This is a genomic window from Kitasatospora sp. NBC_01246, assembly GCF_036226505.1.
GTDB lineage: Bacteria > Actinomycetota > Actinomycetes > Streptomycetales > Streptomycetaceae > Kitasatospora.
This window is the reverse complement of record NZ_CP108484.1, coordinates 6083412-6101278: the sequence shown is the minus strand read 5'-3', so window position 1 is coordinate 6101278 and position 17867 is coordinate 6083412. Positions and strand designations below refer to the sequence as shown.

The 17867-nt window shown below is 71.5% G+C and carries 15 protein-coding genes; 4 read left to right on the top strand and 11 right to left on the bottom strand.

The window, feature by feature from the left end; all coding sequences use genetic code 11:
* Positions 1-61 precede the first annotated feature (61 nt).
* Genes zwf through pgl form a run of 3 tightly spaced genes read left to right on the top strand, consistent with a single transcriptional unit; the run spans position 62 to position 3503 of the window.
* On the top strand, positions 62-1618 hold the full coding sequence (gene zwf, locus OG618_RS26375; RefSeq protein ID WP_329492285.1) for a glucose-6-phosphate dehydrogenase: 1557 nt from the start codon (positions 62-64) through the stop codon (positions 1616-1618).
* Complete coding sequence (opcA, locus tag OG618_RS26370; protein WP_329490014.1) at positions 1615-2718, top strand: glucose-6-phosphate dehydrogenase assembly protein OpcA; 1104 nt, start codon at positions 1615-1617, stop codon at positions 2716-2718. Before zwf ends, opcA begins: the two co-directional genes overlap by 4 nt.
* On the top strand, positions 2715-3503 hold the full coding sequence (pgl, locus tag OG618_RS26365) for a 6-phosphogluconolactonase (RefSeq protein ID WP_329490013.1): 789 nt from the start codon (positions 2715-2717) through the stop codon (positions 3501-3503). The genes opcA and pgl overlap by 4 nt, the downstream gene beginning before the upstream one ends.
* Positions 3504-3578: 75 nt before the next feature.
* Here the strand turns inward: pgl and OG618_RS26360 are convergent, their stop codons facing one another.
* The 11 genes from OG618_RS26360 to uvrA all read right to left on the bottom strand — a co-directional run bounded on the left by OG618_RS26360 (position 3579) and on the right by uvrA (position 16728).
* A complete protein-coding gene (locus OG618_RS26360; RefSeq protein ID WP_030308030.1) occupies positions 3579-3866 on the bottom strand; it encodes an RNA polymerase-binding protein RbpA in 288 nt (95 codons plus the stop codon).
* 205 nt (positions 3867-4071) lie between these two features.
* Complete coding sequence (gene secG / locus OG618_RS26355) at positions 4072-4308, bottom strand: preprotein translocase subunit SecG (protein WP_329490012.1); 237 nt, start codon at positions 4306-4308, stop codon at positions 4072-4074.
* A gap of 87 nt (positions 4309-4395) precedes the next feature.
* Positions 4396-5181, bottom strand: coding sequence for a triose-phosphate isomerase (tpiA, locus tag OG618_RS26350; RefSeq protein WP_329490011.1), 786 nt, complete (start codon positions 5179-5181; stop codon positions 4396-4398).
* Positions 5182-5185: 4 nt separating this feature from the next.
* A complete protein-coding gene (locus OG618_RS26345) occupies positions 5186-6391 on the bottom strand; it encodes a phosphoglycerate kinase (protein ID WP_329490010.1) in 1206 nt (401 codons plus the stop codon).
* Positions 6392-6544: 153 nt separating this feature from the next.
* Positions 6545-7549: a type I glyceraldehyde-3-phosphate dehydrogenase gene (gap, locus tag OG618_RS26340; RefSeq protein WP_329490009.1), complete on the bottom strand. Its 1005-nt coding sequence runs from the start codon at positions 7547-7549 to the stop codon at positions 6545-6547.
* A 297-nt stretch (positions 7550-7846) separates the two neighbouring features.
* Positions 7847-8827, bottom strand: coding sequence for a DNA-binding protein WhiA (gene whiA, locus OG618_RS26335; protein WP_329490008.1), 981 nt, complete (start codon positions 8825-8827; stop codon positions 7847-7849).
* Entirely contained in the window at positions 8818-9789 is a 972-nt protein-coding gene (locus tag OG618_RS26330) for a gluconeogenesis factor YvcK family protein (RefSeq protein WP_329492283.1), read from the bottom strand. Before OG618_RS26330 ends, whiA begins: the two co-directional genes overlap by 10 nt.
* A 224-nt stretch (positions 9790-10013) precedes the next feature.
* Positions 10014-10919, bottom strand: a complete 906-nt coding sequence (gene rapZ / locus OG618_RS26325; RefSeq protein WP_329490007.1) for an RNase adapter RapZ — start codon at positions 10917-10919, stop codon at positions 10014-10016.
* Positions 10920-11043: 124 nt separating this feature from the next.
* On the bottom strand, positions 11044-13170 hold the full coding sequence (uvrC, locus tag OG618_RS26320; RefSeq protein ID WP_329490006.1) for an excinuclease ABC subunit UvrC: 2127 nt from the start codon (positions 13168-13170) through the stop codon (positions 11044-11046).
* Positions 13171-13221: 51 nt separating this feature from the next.
* Entirely contained in the window at positions 13222-13683 is a 462-nt protein-coding gene (locus OG618_RS26315) for a Rieske (2Fe-2S) protein (protein ID WP_329490005.1), read from the bottom strand.
* 141 nt (positions 13684-13824) lie between these two features.
* Positions 13825-16728, bottom strand: coding sequence for an excinuclease ABC subunit UvrA (gene uvrA, locus OG618_RS26310; protein ID WP_329490004.1), 2904 nt, complete (start codon positions 16726-16728; stop codon positions 13825-13827).
* A gap of 271 nt (positions 16729-16999) precedes the next feature.
* On the opposite strand from uvrA, the gene OG618_RS26305 reads away from it, so the two are divergent.
* Positions 17000-17767, top strand: a complete 768-nt coding sequence (locus OG618_RS26305) for a maleylpyruvate isomerase family mycothiol-dependent enzyme (protein WP_329490003.1) — start codon at positions 17000-17002, stop codon at positions 17765-17767.
* Positions 17768-17867: the final 100 nt, after the last annotated feature.

Below are 17867 nucleotides of genomic sequence, written 5' to 3'. Positions count from 1 at the left end.
CCCCTGCTCACAGCCAGCGCACGAAAGCGGAGCACATCCAGTGAGCACTGATTTCCCTGAGTTGACGTCGGACTCGGACCCGAGCGACGCTCCCGCCGCTCCCGTCAACCCGCTTCGTGACCCCACCGACCGGCGGCTCCCGCGCATCGCGGGGCCGTCCGGCCTGGTCATCTTCGGGGTCACCGGCGACCTGTCCCGCAAGAAGCTCATGCCGGCCATCTACGACCTGGCCAACCGCGGCCTGCTGCCGCCGGGCTTCTCGCTCGTCGGCTTCGCCCGCCGCGAGTGGAAGGACGAGGACTTCGCCAAGGAGGTCCACGACGCGGTCAAGGAGCACGCCCGGACCCCGTTCCGCGAGGAGGTCTGGCAGCAGCTCGCCAAGGGCATGCGCTTCGTCCACGGCACCTTCGACGACGACGACGCGTTCGACAAGCTCCGGGCGACCATCGAGGAGCTCGACAAGGCCCAGGGCACCGGCGGCAACTTCGCGTTCTACCTCTCGGTACCGCCGAAGTTCTTCCCGACCGTCGTCCAGCAGCTGAAGAAGCACGGCCTGGCCGACCCGCCCCAGGGCTCCTGGCGGCGCGCCGTCATCGAGAAGCCCTTCGGCCACGACCTGGAGAGCGCCCAGGAGCTGAACCGGATCGTCCACGAGGTCTTCCCCCGTGACGAGGTCTTCCGGATCGACCACTACCTGGGCAAGGAGACCGTCCAGAACATCCTGGCGCTGCGCTTCGCGAACCAGATGTTCGAGCCGATCTGGAACCGGTCGTACGTCGACCACGTGCAGATCACCATGGCCGAGGACATCGGCATCGGCGGCCGGGCCGGCTACTACGACGGCATCGGCTCGGCCCGCGACGTCATCCAGAACCACCTGCTCCAGCTGATGGCGCTCACCGCCATCGAGGAGCCGGCCTCGTTCCACCCCAAGGCGCTGGTGGCCGAGAAGCTCAAGGTGCTCAGCGCCGTCAAGCTCCCGGCCGACCTGGGCAAGCACACCGTGCGCGGCCAGTACGCGGCCGGCTGGCAGGGCGGCGAGGAGGTGCTCGGCTACCTCGACGAGGACGGCATCAACCCGGACTCCAAGACCGACACCTACGCGGCCATCAAGCTGGAGATCAACAACCGGCGCTGGGCCGGGGTGCCGTTCTACCTGCGCACCGGCAAGCGGCTCGGCCGCCGGGTCACCGAGATCGCGGTGGTCTTCCAGCGCGCCCCGTACCTGCCGTTCGACTCCTACGCGACCGAGGAGCTGGGGCAGAACGCCCTGGTCATCCGGGTCCAGCCGGACGAGGGCGTGACGGTGCGGTTCGGCTCCAAGGTGCCGGGGACCTCCTTCGAGGTCCGGGACGTCACGATGGACTTCGCCTACGGCGAGTCCTTCACCGAGTCCAGCCCGGAGGCCTACGAGCGGCTCATCCTCGACGTGCTGCTCGGCGACGCCAACCTGTTCCCGCGCCACCAGGAGGTCGAACTCTCCTGGCAGATCCTCGACCCGATCGAGAAGTACTGGGACGACCACGGCAAGCCCGCCCAGTACCCGGCAGGGACCTGGGGTCCGGTCGAGGCCGACGAGATGCTCGCACGAGACGGCAGGAGCTGGCGCCGGCCATGAAGATCGACCTCACGGACACCACGTCCAGCAAGATCAACGCAGCCCTGATGGAGGCGCGCCGGGCCAGCGGCTCCACCGCCGCCGGCATGGTGCTCACCCTGGTGATCGTGACCGACGAGGGCAGCGCCTACGACGCCCTCAAGGCCGCCAACGACGCCTCCCGCGAGCACCCCTCGCGCACCCTGGCGGTCATCAAGCGCGCCGGGCGCTCGCCCCGGGCGCGCGCGGAGACCCGCCTGGACGCCGAGATCCTGGTCGGCACCGCCGCCGGCTCCGGCGAGACGGTCGTCCTGCGCATGCACGGCGAGCTCGCCGCGCACGCCCAGTCGGTCGTCCTGCCGCTGCTCCTGCCGGACGCCCCGGTGGTGGTCTGGTGGCCCGAGAATGCGCCGCTGCACCCGGCACAGGACCCGCTGGGCTCGATCGCCCAGCGCAGGATCACCGACGCCGTCACCGCCGAGTCGCCGGTGGGCCAGCTCGCCCAGCGGGCCCAGAGCTACACCCCGGGCGACACCGACCTGGCCTGGACCAGGATCACCGGCTGGCGCTCGATGCTGGCCGCCGCACTGGACCAGCGACCCTCCGAGGTCACCTCCGCGGTGGTCGAGGGCGAGTCGTACAACCCCAGCGTCGAGCTGCTCGGCCTCTGGCTGCACAACCGGCTGCACGTGCCGGTCGAGCGGGTCGTCACCGGCGGCCCGGGCATCACCGCGGTGCACCTGCGCACCAAGGACGGGGACATCACCCTGGACCGCCCGGACGGCCTGATGGGCACCCTGTCGATGCCCGGCTCGCCGGACCGCCAGGTGGCGCTCAAGCGTCGCGAGACGTCCGAGCTGATCGCGGAGGAGCTGCGCCGGCTCGACCCGGACGACATCTACGCGACGGCCGTCCGCACGCCGGTCGAGCGGCTGAGCCAGCCGGACACCGCCGAGACCGAGGCGGCCGAGGAGGCCACCCGGGCGGTGGTCTCCGAGGCCGCGGTGGCCAACCCGACCCGGGTGACCGCCAAGGTCCAGGACGCGTCGGAGCCGGCCGGGGAGGCCTCCCCGGCGAAGAAGGCCCCGGCCAAGCGCACCGGCAAGAAGGCGTCCTCGTGACGGCGGCGACCCCGCAGCTGGTCGTCCACCGGGACAAGGAGCTGATGGCCCAGGCGGCCGCGGCCCGGCTGATCACCCGGATCGTGGACGCCCAGGCCGCCCGCGGCACCGCCTCGGTGGTGCTCACGGGCGGGCGCAACGGCAACGCGCTGCTCGCCGCCATCGCCGCCTCCCCCGCCCGGGACGCGGTCGACTGGGCCCGGCTGGACCTCTGGTGGGGCGACGAGCGCTTCGTCGCCGCCGACAACGCCGAGCGCAACGCCGTCCAGGCCCGGGCGGAACTGCTCGACGCCGTCCCGCTCGACCCGGCCCGGGTGCACGAGATGCCCGCCTCGGACGGCGTCGACGGCTCGGACGTCGAGGCCGCCGCGGCCCGGTACGCGGAGGAGCTGGCCAAGGCCGCCGGTCCGGGTGACCGCCTCGGCGTGCCCGCCTTCGACGTGCTGCTGCTCGGCGTCGGCCCGGACACCCATGTCGCCTCGCTCTTCCCCGAGCACCCGGGCGTCCGGGAGACCGGGCTCACGGTGGTCGGCGTGCGCGGTGCGCCCAAGCCCCCGCCGACCCGGATCTCGCTCACCCTCCCGGCCATCCGGGCGGCCCGCGAGGTTTGGCTGCTGGCGGCCGGCGAGGACAAGGCCGGCGCCGTGGCACTGGCCCTGTCCGGCCCGGGCGAGCTCCAGGCGCCCGCCTCGGGCGCCCACGGACGGAGCCGGACCCTGTGGCTGCTGGACCGCGCGGCGGCGGCTCAGCTCCCGCCGCAGCTGTACCCGCCGGCCTCGGCCTGACCGCGTTCGGCCCGACGGCATGACGAAGGGCGCCACCGTTCTCCACGGTGGCGCCCTTCGGCGTCGGTCAGGTGCTCAGATCTCACCGCGCAGCTTGGCCAGCGCCTCGGCGAGGATCGCCTCGCCGTCGGCGTCGGTGCGCCGCTCACGGACGTAGGCGAGGTGGGTCTTGTAGGGCTCGTTGCGCGAGGGGGCCGGCGGGTTGTGCTCGTCCTGACCGGCCGGAAACCCGCACCGCGGGCAGTCCCAGGTGTCCGGGATGACCGCCTCCGCGGCGAAGCTGGGACGGGTCTCGTGCTTGTTGGCACACCAGAAGGAGATCCGGTTGCGGGGGGCGGATTCGCCGCGCTCCGCCTCGCCCATCGGGCCGGCTCCGACCCTGCTGCCACGGATGGCGTTGCCACTTGCCACGGTCTGACTCCCTGCGTGCTGGTGCGCCGACCCGCCGCGGTGCGCGTCGGTGGCTAAAGTCGTCCTAGTGTAAGCAGGAGTTAAGGATGCACCGTCACCGACTCCGCCCCGGACCGTTCCAGCATAGGCCGCGGGGCGACAGGGCGTCAGAGATACGTCAGCTCTTGTACTTGAGCACCAGGCCGAGCACGATGATGCACGCGAACCAGGCGAAACCCACGATGACCGTGATGCGGTCCAGGTTGCGCTCGGCCACGGCCGAGCCGCCGCCGGTGGACATCGCGCCGCCACCGAACATGTCGGACAGGCCGCCGCCCTTCCCCTTGTGCAGCAGCACCAGGAGGATCATCAGCAGGCTGAAGATGATCAGGGCAATCGAGAACCCGAGAACCACGGCGGGACCAACTCTCTCGTATCTTCGGCGAAGGGGCCGGGCCGCACGATGCGGTCCGGCCCCAAAGCCTACGTTGCTGCGGCGGCGTTAGCCTACTGCCTGGTCACGGTACCGCACGATCTTGACGAACTCGTCGGCGTCCAGGGAGGCACCGCCGATCAGGCCGCCGTCGACGTCCGGCTTGGCCATCAGGCCGGCCGCGCTGGAGGACTTGACCGAGCCGCCGTAGAGCACCCGGACCTTCTCGGCCAGCGGGGCGTCGTACAGCTCGGCGATCCGCTTGCGGATGGCCGAGCAGACCTCCTGGGCGTCCTCGGGGGTCGCCACCTCGCCGGTGCCGATCGCCCAGACCGGCTCGTAGGCGACCACGACGGACTCGGCCTGGTCGGCCGGGACGTCCTGCAGGGCGCCGTCGAGCTGGGCCAGGGTGTACTCGACGTGGGTGCCGGCCTTGCGGATCTCCAGCGGCTCGCCGATGCAGAGGATCGGGGTGACCCCGCTGCGGTAGGCGGCCTTGACCTTGGCGTTGACGATCTCCTCGTTCTCGCCGTGGTACTGGCGGCGCTCCGAGTGGCCGATCACCGCGTAGGTGCACTTCAGCTTCGACAGCATCGGGCCGGAGATCTCGCCGGTGTAGGCACCGGAGTCGTGCTGCGAGATGTCCTGCGAGCCGTACTTGATCTTCAGCTTGTCGCCGTCGACCAGGGTCTGCACCGAGCGCAGGTCGGTGAACGGCACCAGAACGGCGACCTCGACCGACTCGTAGTCCTTGTCGGCCAGCGCGAACGCCAGCTTCTGGGTGTGCTGGATGGCCTCAAGGTGGTTGAGGTTCATCTTCCAGTTGCCCGCCATCAGCGGGAGACGCTCAGTCATTGCCTCAGCCTTCCAGGGCGGCGAGACCGGGGAGCGTCTTGCCCTCCAGGTACTCAAGGCTGGCGCCACCGCCGGTCGAGATGTGCCCGAACTTCGTCTCGTCGAAGCCCAGGATGCGGACGGCCGCGGCGGAGTCGCCGCCACCGACCACGGTGAACGCGTCGCTGTCGAGCAGGGCCTGCGCGACGGCCTTGGTGCCCTCGGCGAAGGTCGGGTGCTCGAAGACACCGACCGGACCGTTCCAGAACACCGTCTTGGCGTCGGCCAGCTTCGCCGCGAACAGCTCCCGGGTCTTCGGGCCGATGTCCAGGCCCTCCTTGTCCGCGGGGATCTTGTCGGCGTCGACGACCGCGAAGTCCTCGACCGGCTTGTGGGTCTTGGTGTCGGGGAACGACCCGGAGACCGCGATGTCCACCGGCAGCACGAACTCGACGCCGTTCGCCTTCGCCCGCTCCAGGTAGTCCAGGACGACCGGGATCTGGTCCTTCTGCAGCAGCGAGATGCCGACCTCGTGCCCCAGGGCCGCGAGGAAGGTGTACGCCATGCCGCCGCCGATGAGGATGCGGTCGGCCTTGCCGAGCAGGTTCTCGATCACGCCGACCTTGTCGGACACCTTGGACCCGCCCAGGACGACCACGTACGGCCGCTCGACCTCCTCGGTGAGCCGCTTGAGCACGGCCACCTCGGCGGCGATCAGGTCGCCGACGGCGTGCGGCAGGCGGGCCGGCAGGTCGTACACCGAGGCGTGCTTGCGGTGCACGGCGCCGAAGCCGTCGCCGACGTACAGCTCGGCCAGCGCGGCCAGCTCGTCGGCGAAGGCGCCGCGCTCGGCGTCGTCCTTGCTGGTCTCACCGGCGTTGAAGCGCAGGTTCTCGAGCAGCGTGACCTCGCCGTCGGCCAGGGCGGCGACGGTGGCCTTCGCGCTCTCGCCCACGGTGTCGGTCGCGAACGAGACCGGCGTACCGAGGATCTCGCCGAGGCGGGCGGCCACCGGCGCGAGGGAGAACTGCGGGTCGGGCTCGCCCTTCGGGCGGCCGAGGTGGGAGGCGACGACGACCTTCGCACCGCGCTCGACGAGCTTGGCGATGGTCGGGGCGACGGCGCGGATCCGGCCGTCGTCGGTGATCGTGCCGTCGGACAGCGGGACGTTGAGGTCGGCGCGGACGAACACGCGCTTGCCGGCGACGTCGAGGTCTTCGATGGTCTTCACGGTCTTCGGTCTCCTGGGGAGATGGTTGCGCTGTTGGCAGCGGCACAACGGCGGGCCGCCTGGGAGTTGAGTTTCGAGGGTGCGCAGACGGAGGGCCCGGACGGCGTGCGGTGTCCGGGCCCTCCCCCCTACTTCACGTCAGCTCCCGCTGCGTCAGAGCTGGCCGCCGACGAGGGTGGTCAGGTTGACGAGGCGGTTCGAGTAGCCCCACTCGTTGTCGTACCAGCCGAAGACCTTGACCTGGTTGCCCTGGACCATGGTCATCAGCGAGTCGAAGATCGTGGAGAACGGCGAGTTCACGATGTCGGAGGAGACGATCGGGTCCTCGGTGTACTGCAGGATGCCCTTGAGGGAGCCCTCGGAGGCCTTCTGGAAGGCCGCGTTGACCTCCTCGACGGTGACGTCGCGCTCAAGGGTGACGACCAGGTCGGTGATCGAACCGGTCGGGACCGGGACGCGCAGCGAGGTGCCGTCCAGCTTGCCCTTCAGCTCCGGCAGGACCAGCGCGGTGGCCTTGGCGGCACCGGTGGACGTCGGGATGATGTTGAGGGCCGCGGCGCGGGCGCGACGCAGGTCCTTGTGCGGGAAGTCCAGGGTGACCTGGTCGTTGGTGTACGCGTGCACCGTGGTCATCAGACCCTTGACGATGCCGAAGTTCTCGTTGAGCACCTTCGCCAGCGGCGCCACGCAGTTGGTGGTGCAGGAGGCGTTGGAGATCACGTCGTGCTTGGCGGCGTCGTACTTCTCGTCGTTGACGCCCATCACGATGGTGACGTCCTCGTCGGTGGCGGGCGCCGAGATGATGACCTTCTTGGCACCGGCGGTGATGTGCTTCTTGGCCGCCTCGGCCTTGGTGAAGATGCCGGTGGACTCGATCACGATGTCCACGCCCAGCTCGCCCCAGGGGAGGTTGGCCGGGTCACGCTCGGCGATGACCTTGAAGGTCTTGCCGTCGACGGTGATGCTGTTCTCGGTGTGCGAGACCTCACCCGGGAAGGTACCCAGGATCGAGTCGTACTTGAGCAGGTGCGCCAGGGTCTTGGTGTCGGTCAGGTCGTTGACACCGACGATCTCGATGTCCGCGCCCTGAGCCTTGACCGCACGGAAGAAGTTGCGGCCGATGCGGCCGAATCCGTTGATGCCTACCCGGATCGTCACGAACCGATCTCCTCGTTAGGTACGCCGGAGCTATGCCGACGGGGTGGAATTTGGGAGGTCCCCGACCGCCTATGACCCTACCTCTCCAAGGCCTGGGAGGGCACATCAGGCCGGGTCGGACGCCTTGGCGTGGCGTGTCAAGAGGGTGCGAGCAGGGCTTCCGTCCTTGCCGTCGGGGGCAGTTGGTCACGGCCCGCGCGGACCGGTCAGGAGCCCCCCGGCCGCACCGTCCGGACACGGCACAGCCGGTGCCCGGAATCCGGACACCGGCTGGTCTGTCGTCACTGGCTGTGATCGCTAGTTGAGCGCCATCTCGTCGGTCAGATTGGCCTCCGTGCTCGGCAGGCCGAGCTCGGAGGCGCGCTTGTCGGCCATCGCCAGCAGCCGACGGATCCGGCCGGCCACCGCGTCCTTGGTCAGCGGCGGGTCGGCCAGGGCGCCCAACTCCTCCAGCGAGGCCTGCTTGTGCTGCATCCGCAGCTGGCCGGCGGCGGCCAGGTGGTCCGGCACCTCCTCGCCGAGGATCTCCAGCGCGCGCTGCACCCGGGCGCCGGCCGCGACCGCGGCCCGGGCCGAGCGGCGCAGGTTGGCGTCGTCGAAGTTGGCCAGGCGGTTGGCGGTGGCCCGGACCTCGCGCCGCATCCGCCGCTCCTCCCACGCCAGCACCGACTCGTGCGCGCCGAGGCGGGTCAGCAGCGCGCCGATGGCGTCGCCGTCCCGGATCACCACCCGGTCGACGCCGCGCACCTCGCGGGCCTTGGCCGGGATGCCGAGCCGGCGGGCCGCGCCGACCAGGGCGAGGGCCGCCTCGGAGCCGGGGCAGGTGATCTCCAGCGAGGAGGAGCGGCCGGGCTCGGTGAGCGAGCCGTGCGCCAGGAAGGCGCCCCGCCAGGCCGCCTCCGCGTCACAGGTCGCCCCGGAGACGACGGCCGGGGGCAGGCCCCGGATCGGCCGGCCGCGGCCGTCCACCAGACCGGTCTGCCGCGCCAGCAGCTCGCCGTCCTTGACCACCCGCACCACGTAGCGGCTGCCGCGCCGCAGACCGCCGGGCGCCATCACCACCAGGTCCGAGGAGTGTCCGAAGATCTCCAGGAGGTCCTTGCGCAGGCGTCGCGCTGCCGCCCCGGTGTCCAGCTCCGCCTCGATCACGATGCGGCCGCTCACGATGTGCAGCCCGCCCGCGAAACGCAGGATCGCCGAGACCTCCGCCTTGCGGCAGCAGGCCCGGGTGACCGGGAGCCGGCTGATCTCGTCCTTCACCGCTGGAGTCATCGCCATGGCCCGATCCTTCCATGTGTCCGGAAAATCCGGTCGTACGCGGCGGCCAAGAGCTCCGGGTCGTGTCGCGGTGTGCCGTCGGTACGGGCGACCCGGCCGAGCACCAGGGCCGCGCCCATCCGCTCCGCGGCCTTCTCCAGGCCGGCCAGGTCCGCCTGGCCGAAGGCGCCGCCGGTGACGGCGCGCTCGTCCACCAGGATCGCATCCACCGCGAGGGCGGGTGCGTGGTCGGCGATGACCTCCAGGTGGCGCTGCGGGGTGAAGCCCTCCGTCTCGCCGGGCTGCGGGGCCAGGTTCAGGGTGAGCAGCCGGCGCGCGCGGGTCTCGGTGAGCGCCTCGGCGAGCTCGGGGACGAGCAGGTGGGGCAGCACGCTGGTGAACCAGGAGCCGGGCCCGAGCACCACCCAGTCCGCCTCCCGGACGGCCGTGACGGCCTCCGGGACGGCCGGCGGCCCGTCCGGCAGCAGCCGGATGGACTGCACGGTGCCGGGCGTCACGGCGACGCTCGCCTGGCCCCGGACGGCGGACAGCTCGCCCGGGCTGGCCGGGTCGTGGCCGCGCACGACCGCCTCGATGTCCAGCGGTACCGCCGACATCGGCAGCACCCGGCCCTGGACGTTCAGCAGCCGGCCCACCCAGTCCAGGGCGGCGACCGGATCCCCCAGCTTCTCCCAGAGCGCGACGATCAGCAGGTTGCCGACGGCATGGCCGCCCAGGCCGCCGGAGCCGGTGAAGCGCTGCTGGATCACCTCGGACCAGGTCCGGCCCCAGTCGTCGTCGCCGCAGAGCGCGGCCAGCGCCTTGCGGAGGTCGCCCGGGGGCAGCACCCCGAGCTCCTCGCGCAGCCGGCCGCTGGAGCCGCCGTCGTCGGCGACGGTGACCACGGCGGTGAGGTCGGTGGTGAGCCGGCGGAGGGCGGAGAGCGAGGCCGAGAGCCCCTGACCGCCGCCGAGGGCGGCGATCCGGGGCGCCTGGTTGCCGCGGGGTGCCTGGTTGGTACGGGCCGGGCTGGTGCGGACCTGGCCGGTCCGCGGCCGGTTGGGCGACGCGCCGCGTGACGGGACCCCCGTCCGGTCGGCGGTCTTGTTCTGCAGCTGCCGCCCGGGCACGTATCCCGTCACACCTACCTCGCGTTCCTCTTGCCCGCCGCCGGCCTCCACCGGCGGCCCGGCAGGGGGTGAGGCGGCTACTCCCGTCCCATGTCACGGTGGACCAGCACCGTTTCGACGCCGTCCGCGATCAGACGCTTGGTCAGCCGCTCGGACATCGCGACGCTGCGGTGCTTGCCACCGGTGCAGCCTACGGCAAGGGTCATGTAACGCTTCCCCTCGCGGCGGTACCCCTCGGTGATGATGCGCAGCAGCTCCGCGTAGCCGTTGAGGAACTCGTTGGCACCGGGCTGCTGGAACACGTAGTCGGCGACGTCGGCGTCGGTGCCCGTCCGGGCGCGGAGCTCCGGCACCCAGTGCGGATTCGGCAGGAAGCGGCAGTCCACCACGAGGTCGGCGTCGACGGGGAGGCCGTACTTGAAGCCGAAGGACATCACGGTGGCGCGCAGCTCGGGCTCGTCGTGGTCGGCGAACTGGGCGTCCAGCTTGGCCCGCAGCTGGTGCACGTTGAGGTTGGAGGTGTCGATCACCAGGTCGGCCTCGCCGCGCAGCTCGCGCAGGAGGTCGCGCTCCTGGGCGATGCCGTCCACGATCCGGCCGTCGGCCTGGAGCGGGTGCGGGCGGCGCACGCTCTCGAAGCGCCGGACCAGGGCGTCGTCGGAGGAGTCCAGGAAGACCACGCTCAGCCGGACGCCGCGCTTCTCCAGCTCGTCCAGCGAGGTGAGCAGGTCGTCGAAGAACTGGCGGCCGCGGACGTCGACCACGGCGCCGATCCGGGCGACGTTCCCCTGGGAACGGGCGCCGAGGTCGACCATGGTCGGGATGAGGGCCGGCGGCAGGTTGTCCACCACGAACCAGCCCAGGTCCTCCAGGCACTTGGCCGCCGTCGACCGGCCGGCTCCGGACATCCCGGAGATGATCACCAGCTCCGGCACGTTCTCGCCCGCGGCCAGTGGCCGGGCGGTGCCGCCATCGTCGGACATCGTCACTTCGGTTCCCCGCTCTCGGTGGTTCTGCTGTGGAGAACGCGCGCGGCACGGCCACGCTTCCCCTGCTCACTCGGGCGAGTGAAGGCGGGGCGCGCCGGCTGACGGACGGCGTCGGCCGTCATGGCGTCTCCTGGAATGGTGCGGTCTGGGGTGCGGCGTCGGTCCCGGTGCCGGCCGCCGGGCCGGCCGGGACGGCGCCGTCATCGATGATCTCGCCGGTGGCGGTGTTCACGGCGGGTGTCGCGGATGGACGGGACGACAACGCCGCCGCAACAGTCTCCGCCGTCCGGCGTCCGATGCCGGGGACGGCACAGAGTTCGTCGACGGTGGCCAGCCGGAGCTTCTTCAGCGAGCCGAAGTGCTTGAGCAGCGCCTGGCGGCGAGTCTCGCCGAGGCCGGGGACGGAGTCCAGCTCCCCGGCGGTGAGTCGCTTGGACCGCTTGCTGCGCTGGTAGGTGATGGCGAACCGGTGCGCCTCGTCGCGGACCCGCTGGAGCAGGTAGAGGCCCTCGCTGCTGCGCGGCAGGACCACCGGGTCCTCCTCGCCGGGCAGCCAGACCTCCTCCAGCCGCTTGGCCAGGCCGCAGAGGGCGACGTCGTCGATGCCGAGCTCGTCCAGGGCGCGCTTGGCGGCGGCGACCTGCGGCTGGCCGCCGTCGACGACCAGCAGCTGCGGCGGATAGGCGAAGCGGCGCGGGCGGCCGGTCTCCGGGTCCACCGGGCCGACCACGACCTCCGGGCCGTCGGGGTCGTCGGACCCGCGGGCGGCGCCGTGCGGCCCGGGTGCGCCGGCCTCCGCGGGCGCGCCGGGGTCGTCCGCCTCGGGAACGGCCCACTCCCCGGTCTGCTCGCGCTCCTGGAGGTAGCGGCGGAACCGGCGGCCGATCACCTCGTGCATCGAGCGGACGTCGTCCTGGCCCTCGAAGCCCTTGATCTGGAACCGGCGGTACTCGCTCTTGCGGGCCAGGCCGTCCTCGAAGACCACCATCGAGGCGACCACGTCCTCGCCCTGGAGGTGCGAGATGTCGAAGCACTCGATCCGCAGCGGGACGGAGTCCAGCTCCAGCGCGTCGGCGATCTCCTGGAGGGCGCGGCTGCGGGTGGTGAGGTCGGAGGCGCGCTTGGTCTTGTGCAGCGCCAGCGCCTGCTGGGCGTTGCGCTGCACGGTGGCCATCAGGTCCTTCTTGTCGCCGCGCTGCGGGATCCGCAGGTCGACCTGGCTGCCGCGCAGGCCGGTCAGCCACTCCCGGACCGGTTCGGCGGGCTCCGGCAGCGCGGGCACCAGCACCTCGCGCGGCACGGCGCCGTCGCCGCCGCCGTAGAGCTGCTGCAGGGCGTGCTCGACCAGGGCCGCGGTGTCGACGTCCTCGACCTTGTCGGTGACCCAGCCGCGCTGGCCGCGGACCCGGCCGCCGCGGACGTGGAAGATCTGGACGGACGCCTCCAGCTCGTCCTCGGCGAGGGCGAGCAGGTCGGCGTCGGTGGCGTCGGCGAGGACGATGGCGTTCTTCTCCATCGCGCGCTTCAGCGCCCCGATGTCGTCCCGCAGCCGGCCCGCCTTCTCGTACTCCAGGTCGGCGGCGGCCTCCCGCATCTGCTCTTCCAGCCGGCGCAGGTAGTTGCCGGTGCGGCCGGCCATGAAGTCGCAGAAGTCCTCGGCCAGCTCGCGGTGTTCCTCGGCCGAGACCTTGCCGACGCAGGGCGCGGCGCACTTGCCGATGTAGCCGAGCAGACAGGGCCGGCCGACCTGGCGGGCCCGCTTGAAGACGCCGTTGGAGCAGGTGCGGACGGGGAAGACGCGCAGCAGCAGGTCGACCGTCTCGCGGATCGCCCAGGCGTGCCCGTAGGGGCCGAAGTAGCGCACGCCCTTCTTGTGCGCCCCGCGCATCACCTGGACCCGCGGGTACTCCTCGTCGAGGGTGACCGCGAGCTCCGGATAGCTCTTGTCGTCGCGGTACTTGACGTTGAAGCGGGGATCGAACTCCTTGATCCAGGAGTACTCCAGCTGGAGCGCCTCGACCTCGGTGGCGACGACCGTCCACTCCACCGAGGCGGCCGTGGTGACCATCGTCGCGGTCCGCGGGTGCAGCCCGGCGAGGTCCTGGAAGTAGGACGACAGCCGGGGCCGCAGGCTCTTGGCCTTGCCGACGTAGATGACCCGCCCGTGGGCGTCGCGGAACTTGTAGACGCCCGGCGAGGTCGGGATCGCGCCCGGTGCGGGGCGGTAGGTGGACGGGTCAGCCATGGGTCCACCGTACCGAGTCGGGCCGGGGCTGCGGAGGGGAGATCAACTGGTTCAGCTCGGGGTCACCTTGAGGTTGCCGCCCTCGACCGCCACGGAGTAGGCGGGGAGCGGGGTGGGCGCCGGTCCGTCCAGCACCGCGCCGTCGGTGATGGCGAACATGCTGCCGTGACAGGGGCATTGGATCTTCTGGTTCTTGACCTGGTCGACGATGCAGCCGGCGTGGGTGCACGTGGCGCTGAACGCCTTGTACTCACCGGCGTTGGGCTGGGTCACCACGATCTTCTTGTCCCGGTAGACGGTGCCGCCGCCGACCGGCACGGCGGTGGCCGGGCCGACGTCCACCGGGGTCTTGGGCCCGGAGGAGGTGGAGGTGGAGGAGGAGGACGACGAGGAGCAGCCGGCGACCGCCAGCGTGCCGCCGCCTGCGGCGAGGACGGCCGCGGCACCGCAGAGCAGGGTGCGGCGGGAGGTGGCGGGGTTCTCGCCCAGCGGGCTCTCGGGGGCCTCGGACATGTGGTTCGCTCCTGGAGTCGCTGCGGTTCGCCGCGGGTCCCCCCCGCGGCGCCGGTCGGCGGTGATTCTATGCGGCCCTTACCCGGCCGCCCCCCGAACGGGGGTCGGCCGGGCCGATGTCGTGCCGCCGACCTCGCGGCGCTACTTCTTCTTGGCGACCGCCCGCTTGCGCGGGGCCTTCACCGGCGCCGGGGCGTCGGTGAACTCGCCCGGGAGGATGTCCCGGAGGAATTTGCCGGTGTGGCTCTCGGAGACCGCCGCGATCTGCTCCGGGGTGCCCTCGGCCACCACCATGCCGCCGCCGGAGCCGCCCTCGGGGCCCATGTCGACGATCCAGTCGGCGGTCTTGATCACATCGAGGTTGTGCTCGATGACGATCACCGTGTTGCCCTTCTCCACCAGACCCGAGAGCACCTTGATCAGCTTGCTGATGTCCTCGAAGTGCAGACCGGTGGTGGGCTCGTCCAGCACGTAGACCGTCCGCCCGGTGGAGCGCTTCTGCAGCTCGGAGGCGAGCTTGACGCGCTGCGCCTCACCACCGGAGAGGGTCGGCGCGGACTGGCCGAGCCGGACGTAGCCGAGGCCGACGTCGTTGAGCGTCCGCAGGTGCCGGGCGATCGCCGGGACGGCCTCGAAGAAGTCCATCGCCTCCTCGATCGGCATGTCCAGGACCTCGGCGATGGACTTGCCCTTGAAGTGGACCTCCAGCGTCTCCCGGTTGTACCGGGCGCCGTGGCAGACCTCGCACGGCACGTAGACGTCCGGCAGGAAGTTCATCTCGATCTTGATGGTGCCGTCGCCGGAGCAGTTCTCGCAGCGGCCGCCCTTGACGTTGAACGAGAACCGGCCGGGCAGGTAGCCGCGGACCTTGGCCTCCTGCGTCTCGGCGAAGAGCCGCCGGACGTGGTCGAACACGCCGGTGTAGGTGGCCGGGTTGGAGCGCGGGGTGCGGCCGATCGGCGACTGGTCGACGTGCACGACCTTGTCCACCTGGTCGGTGCCGGTGATCCGGGTGTGCCGGCCCGGCACGCTGCGGGCGCCGTTCAGCTCCCGGGCGAGGTGGGTGTAGAGGATGTCGTTGACCAGCGTCGACTTGCCGGAGCCGGAGACCCCGGTGATCGCGGTGAACGTCCCGAGCGGGAAGCCGACCGTGACGTCCTTGAGGTTGTGCTCGCGGGCGCCGTGGACGGTCAGCTGGCGCTTCTTGTCCCGCTCGCGGCGGGTGGCCGGGATCGGGATGGACCGCTTGCCGGAGAGGTACTGGCCGGTCAGCGACTCCTTGTTGGCGAGCAGCTGCTTGAGCGAGCCGGAGTGCACCACCTTGCCGCCGTGCTCACCGGCGCCCGGGCCGATGTCGACCACCCAGTCGGCCATCTTGATGGTGTCCTCGTCGTGCTCGACGACGATCAGGGTGTTGCCGATGTCCCGCAGCCGGACCAGGGTCTCGATCAGCCGGTGGTTGTCCCGCTGGTGCAGGCCGATCGAGGGCTCGTCCAGCACGTAGAGCACGCCGACCAGGCCGGAGCCGATCTGGGTGGCGAGCCGGATCCGCTGGGCCTCGCCGCCGGACAGGGTGCCGGCCGCGCGGTTCAGCGAGAGGTAGTCCAGGCCGACGTCGACCAGGAACCGCAGCCGCTCGTTGACCTCCTTCAGGACGCGCTCGGCGATCTGCTTGTCCCGCGCGTTGAGCTTCATCGCGCCGAGGAAGTCCGAGCAGTCGCTGATCGACATCGCCGAGACGTCCGCGATGGACCGGCCCTCGACGGTGACGGCCAGCACGACCGGCTTGAGCCGGGTGCCCCGGCAGGTCGGGCAGGGCACCTCGCGCATGTAGCCCTCGAAGCGCTCGCGGCTGCTGTCGCTCTCCGCCTCGGTGTGCCGGCGCTGGATGAACGGCACCGCGCCCTCGAAGCCCGTGGTGTAGGAGCGGTCCCGGCCGTAGCGGTTGCGGTAGCGCACCTCGACCTGGTGCTTGTGCCCGTACAGCAGCGCCTTCCTGGCGCGGGCCGGCAGCCCGGCCCAGGGGAGGTCCGTCCGGAAGCCCAGCTCGCCGGCGAGGGCGTCGATCAGGCGCTGGAAGTACTCCTTGGTGTGGCCGCCGGACCAGGGGTGGATGGCCCCCTCGTCCAGCGACTTCTCCTCGTCGGGGACGACCAGCTCCGGGTCGACCTCCATCCGGTTGCCCAGGCCGGAGCAGTCCGGGCAGGCGCCGAACGGCGAGTTGAAGGAGAACGAGCGCGGCTCCAGCTCCTCGAACGACACGTCGTCGTACGGGCAGTAGAGGTGCTCGGAGTACATCCGCTCGCGCTCCGGATCGCCCTCCGGGAGGTCGACGAAGTCGAGCACGACCATGCCGCCGCCGAGCCGCAGGGCCGTCTCCACCGAGTCGGTCAGCCGGCGCTTGGCGCTGCTCTTCACGGTGAGGCGGTCGATGACCACCTCGATGGTGTGCTTTTCCTGCTTCTTGAGCTTGGGCGGCTCGGCGAGCTGGACCGTCTCGCCGTCCACCCGGGCCCGGGCGTAGCCCTTGGACTGGAGGTCGGCGAAGAGGTCGACGAACTCGCCCTTGCGCTCGCGCACCACCGGGCTGAGCACCTGGAACCGGGTGCCCTCGGTGAGCTCCAGCACCTTGTCCACGATCGCCTGCGGGGACTGCTTGGCGATCGGGCGGCCGCAGTGCGGGCAGTGCGGCTTGCCGATCCGCGCGAACAGCAGGCGCAGGTAGTCGTAGACCTCGGTGATGGTGCCGACGGTCGAGCGCGGGTTCCGGTTGGTGGACTTCTGGTCGATCGAGACGGCCGGGGAGAGGCCTTCGATGAAGTCGACGTCGGGCTTGTCCATCTGCCCGAGGAACTGACGGGCGTAGGAGGACAACGACTCGACGTATCGGCGCTGGCCCTCGGCGAAGATCGTGTCGAAGGCGAGCGAGGACTTGCCGGAGCCGGAGAGGCCCGTGAAGACGATGAGGGAGTCGCGGGGCAGGTCGAGCGAGACGTTCTTGAGGTTGTGCTCGCGAGCACCGCGGACGATGAGGCGGTCGGCCACTGCTTCTGGCGCCTTTCTCCGGGGCGAGATGGCTTTGCGTGAGAGGTGTGCTTCTTCCAGGATGCGCCTGCCAGCCTATAGCTCAGGCGTTCGATTCTCGACCTTGTCCAGCGGAGTCCACCCGATCGAGTGAGAGACCTGCTCGACGTTGACCGGGTCTGTTCGAGAAAAGCCCTGCTCAGCCGTGACATCGGAGATAGCGTCACCCTCGTCAACGAGCGAGTGCCCGTGCGGGCAACGCTGCCGACCACTCCGACGGAGGCCGCCACCGATGACCGACCCCCAGACCGCCGCCGACCTCGCCGACGAGCGGCTCCGGCTGGTCGCCACCAGCACCGGGCACCTGCTGCACACCGTGGCCGGACTGAAGCCCGAGGCCCTCGCGGAGCCCTCCGCCCTGCCGGGCTGGACCAGGGGCCACGTCCTGGCCCACCTGGCCCGCAACGCGGACTCGCTGGTCAATCTGCTCGACGGCGCCCGGACCGCCACCGACATCCCGCAGTACCCCAGCGACGAGGCCCGTGACCAGGGCATCGAGGACGGCGCCGACCGCCCGCTCGACGTCCAGCTCGACGACCTGCGCGACTCCGACGAGCGGTTCGCCGCGGCCGCCGCGGCGCTGGCGCCCGGGGCCTGGACGGCCTCGGTGCGCCACCGCACCGGCTACGTCTTCCCGGCCGCCGACATCCCGTGGAAGCGGCTGATGGAGGTCGAGTACCACCACGTCGACCTGGCCGCCGGCTACTCCCCCGCGCACTGGCCGGAGCTCTTCGCGGTGGCCGAGTTCCGGCGCCTGTCCGACCGGCTGGCGGGCGCCGAGGGCCTGCCCGCGGTCGAGCTGGTCGCCGACGACACCGAGGACCGGGCCGTGATCGGCACCACCGGCGAGGGGCCCGGACTGACCGCCGAGGGCCCGGTGCGGGCGCTCGCCGCCTGGCTCTCCGGCCGCTCCGACGGCGACGGCCTGCAGGTCCACCGCGGCGGCGACCAGCTCGCCGACGGCCGCGCCGCGCTGCCCGCGCTCCCGCCGCTGGGCTGACGCGGGGCGGGCACCCGCACCGGGCCGGGCCCCGGCGCGGGAAGATCCACAAGACGCGGCCCGGCCGCGCGACGATGCTGGCAGCAGGGGCGATGCCGAC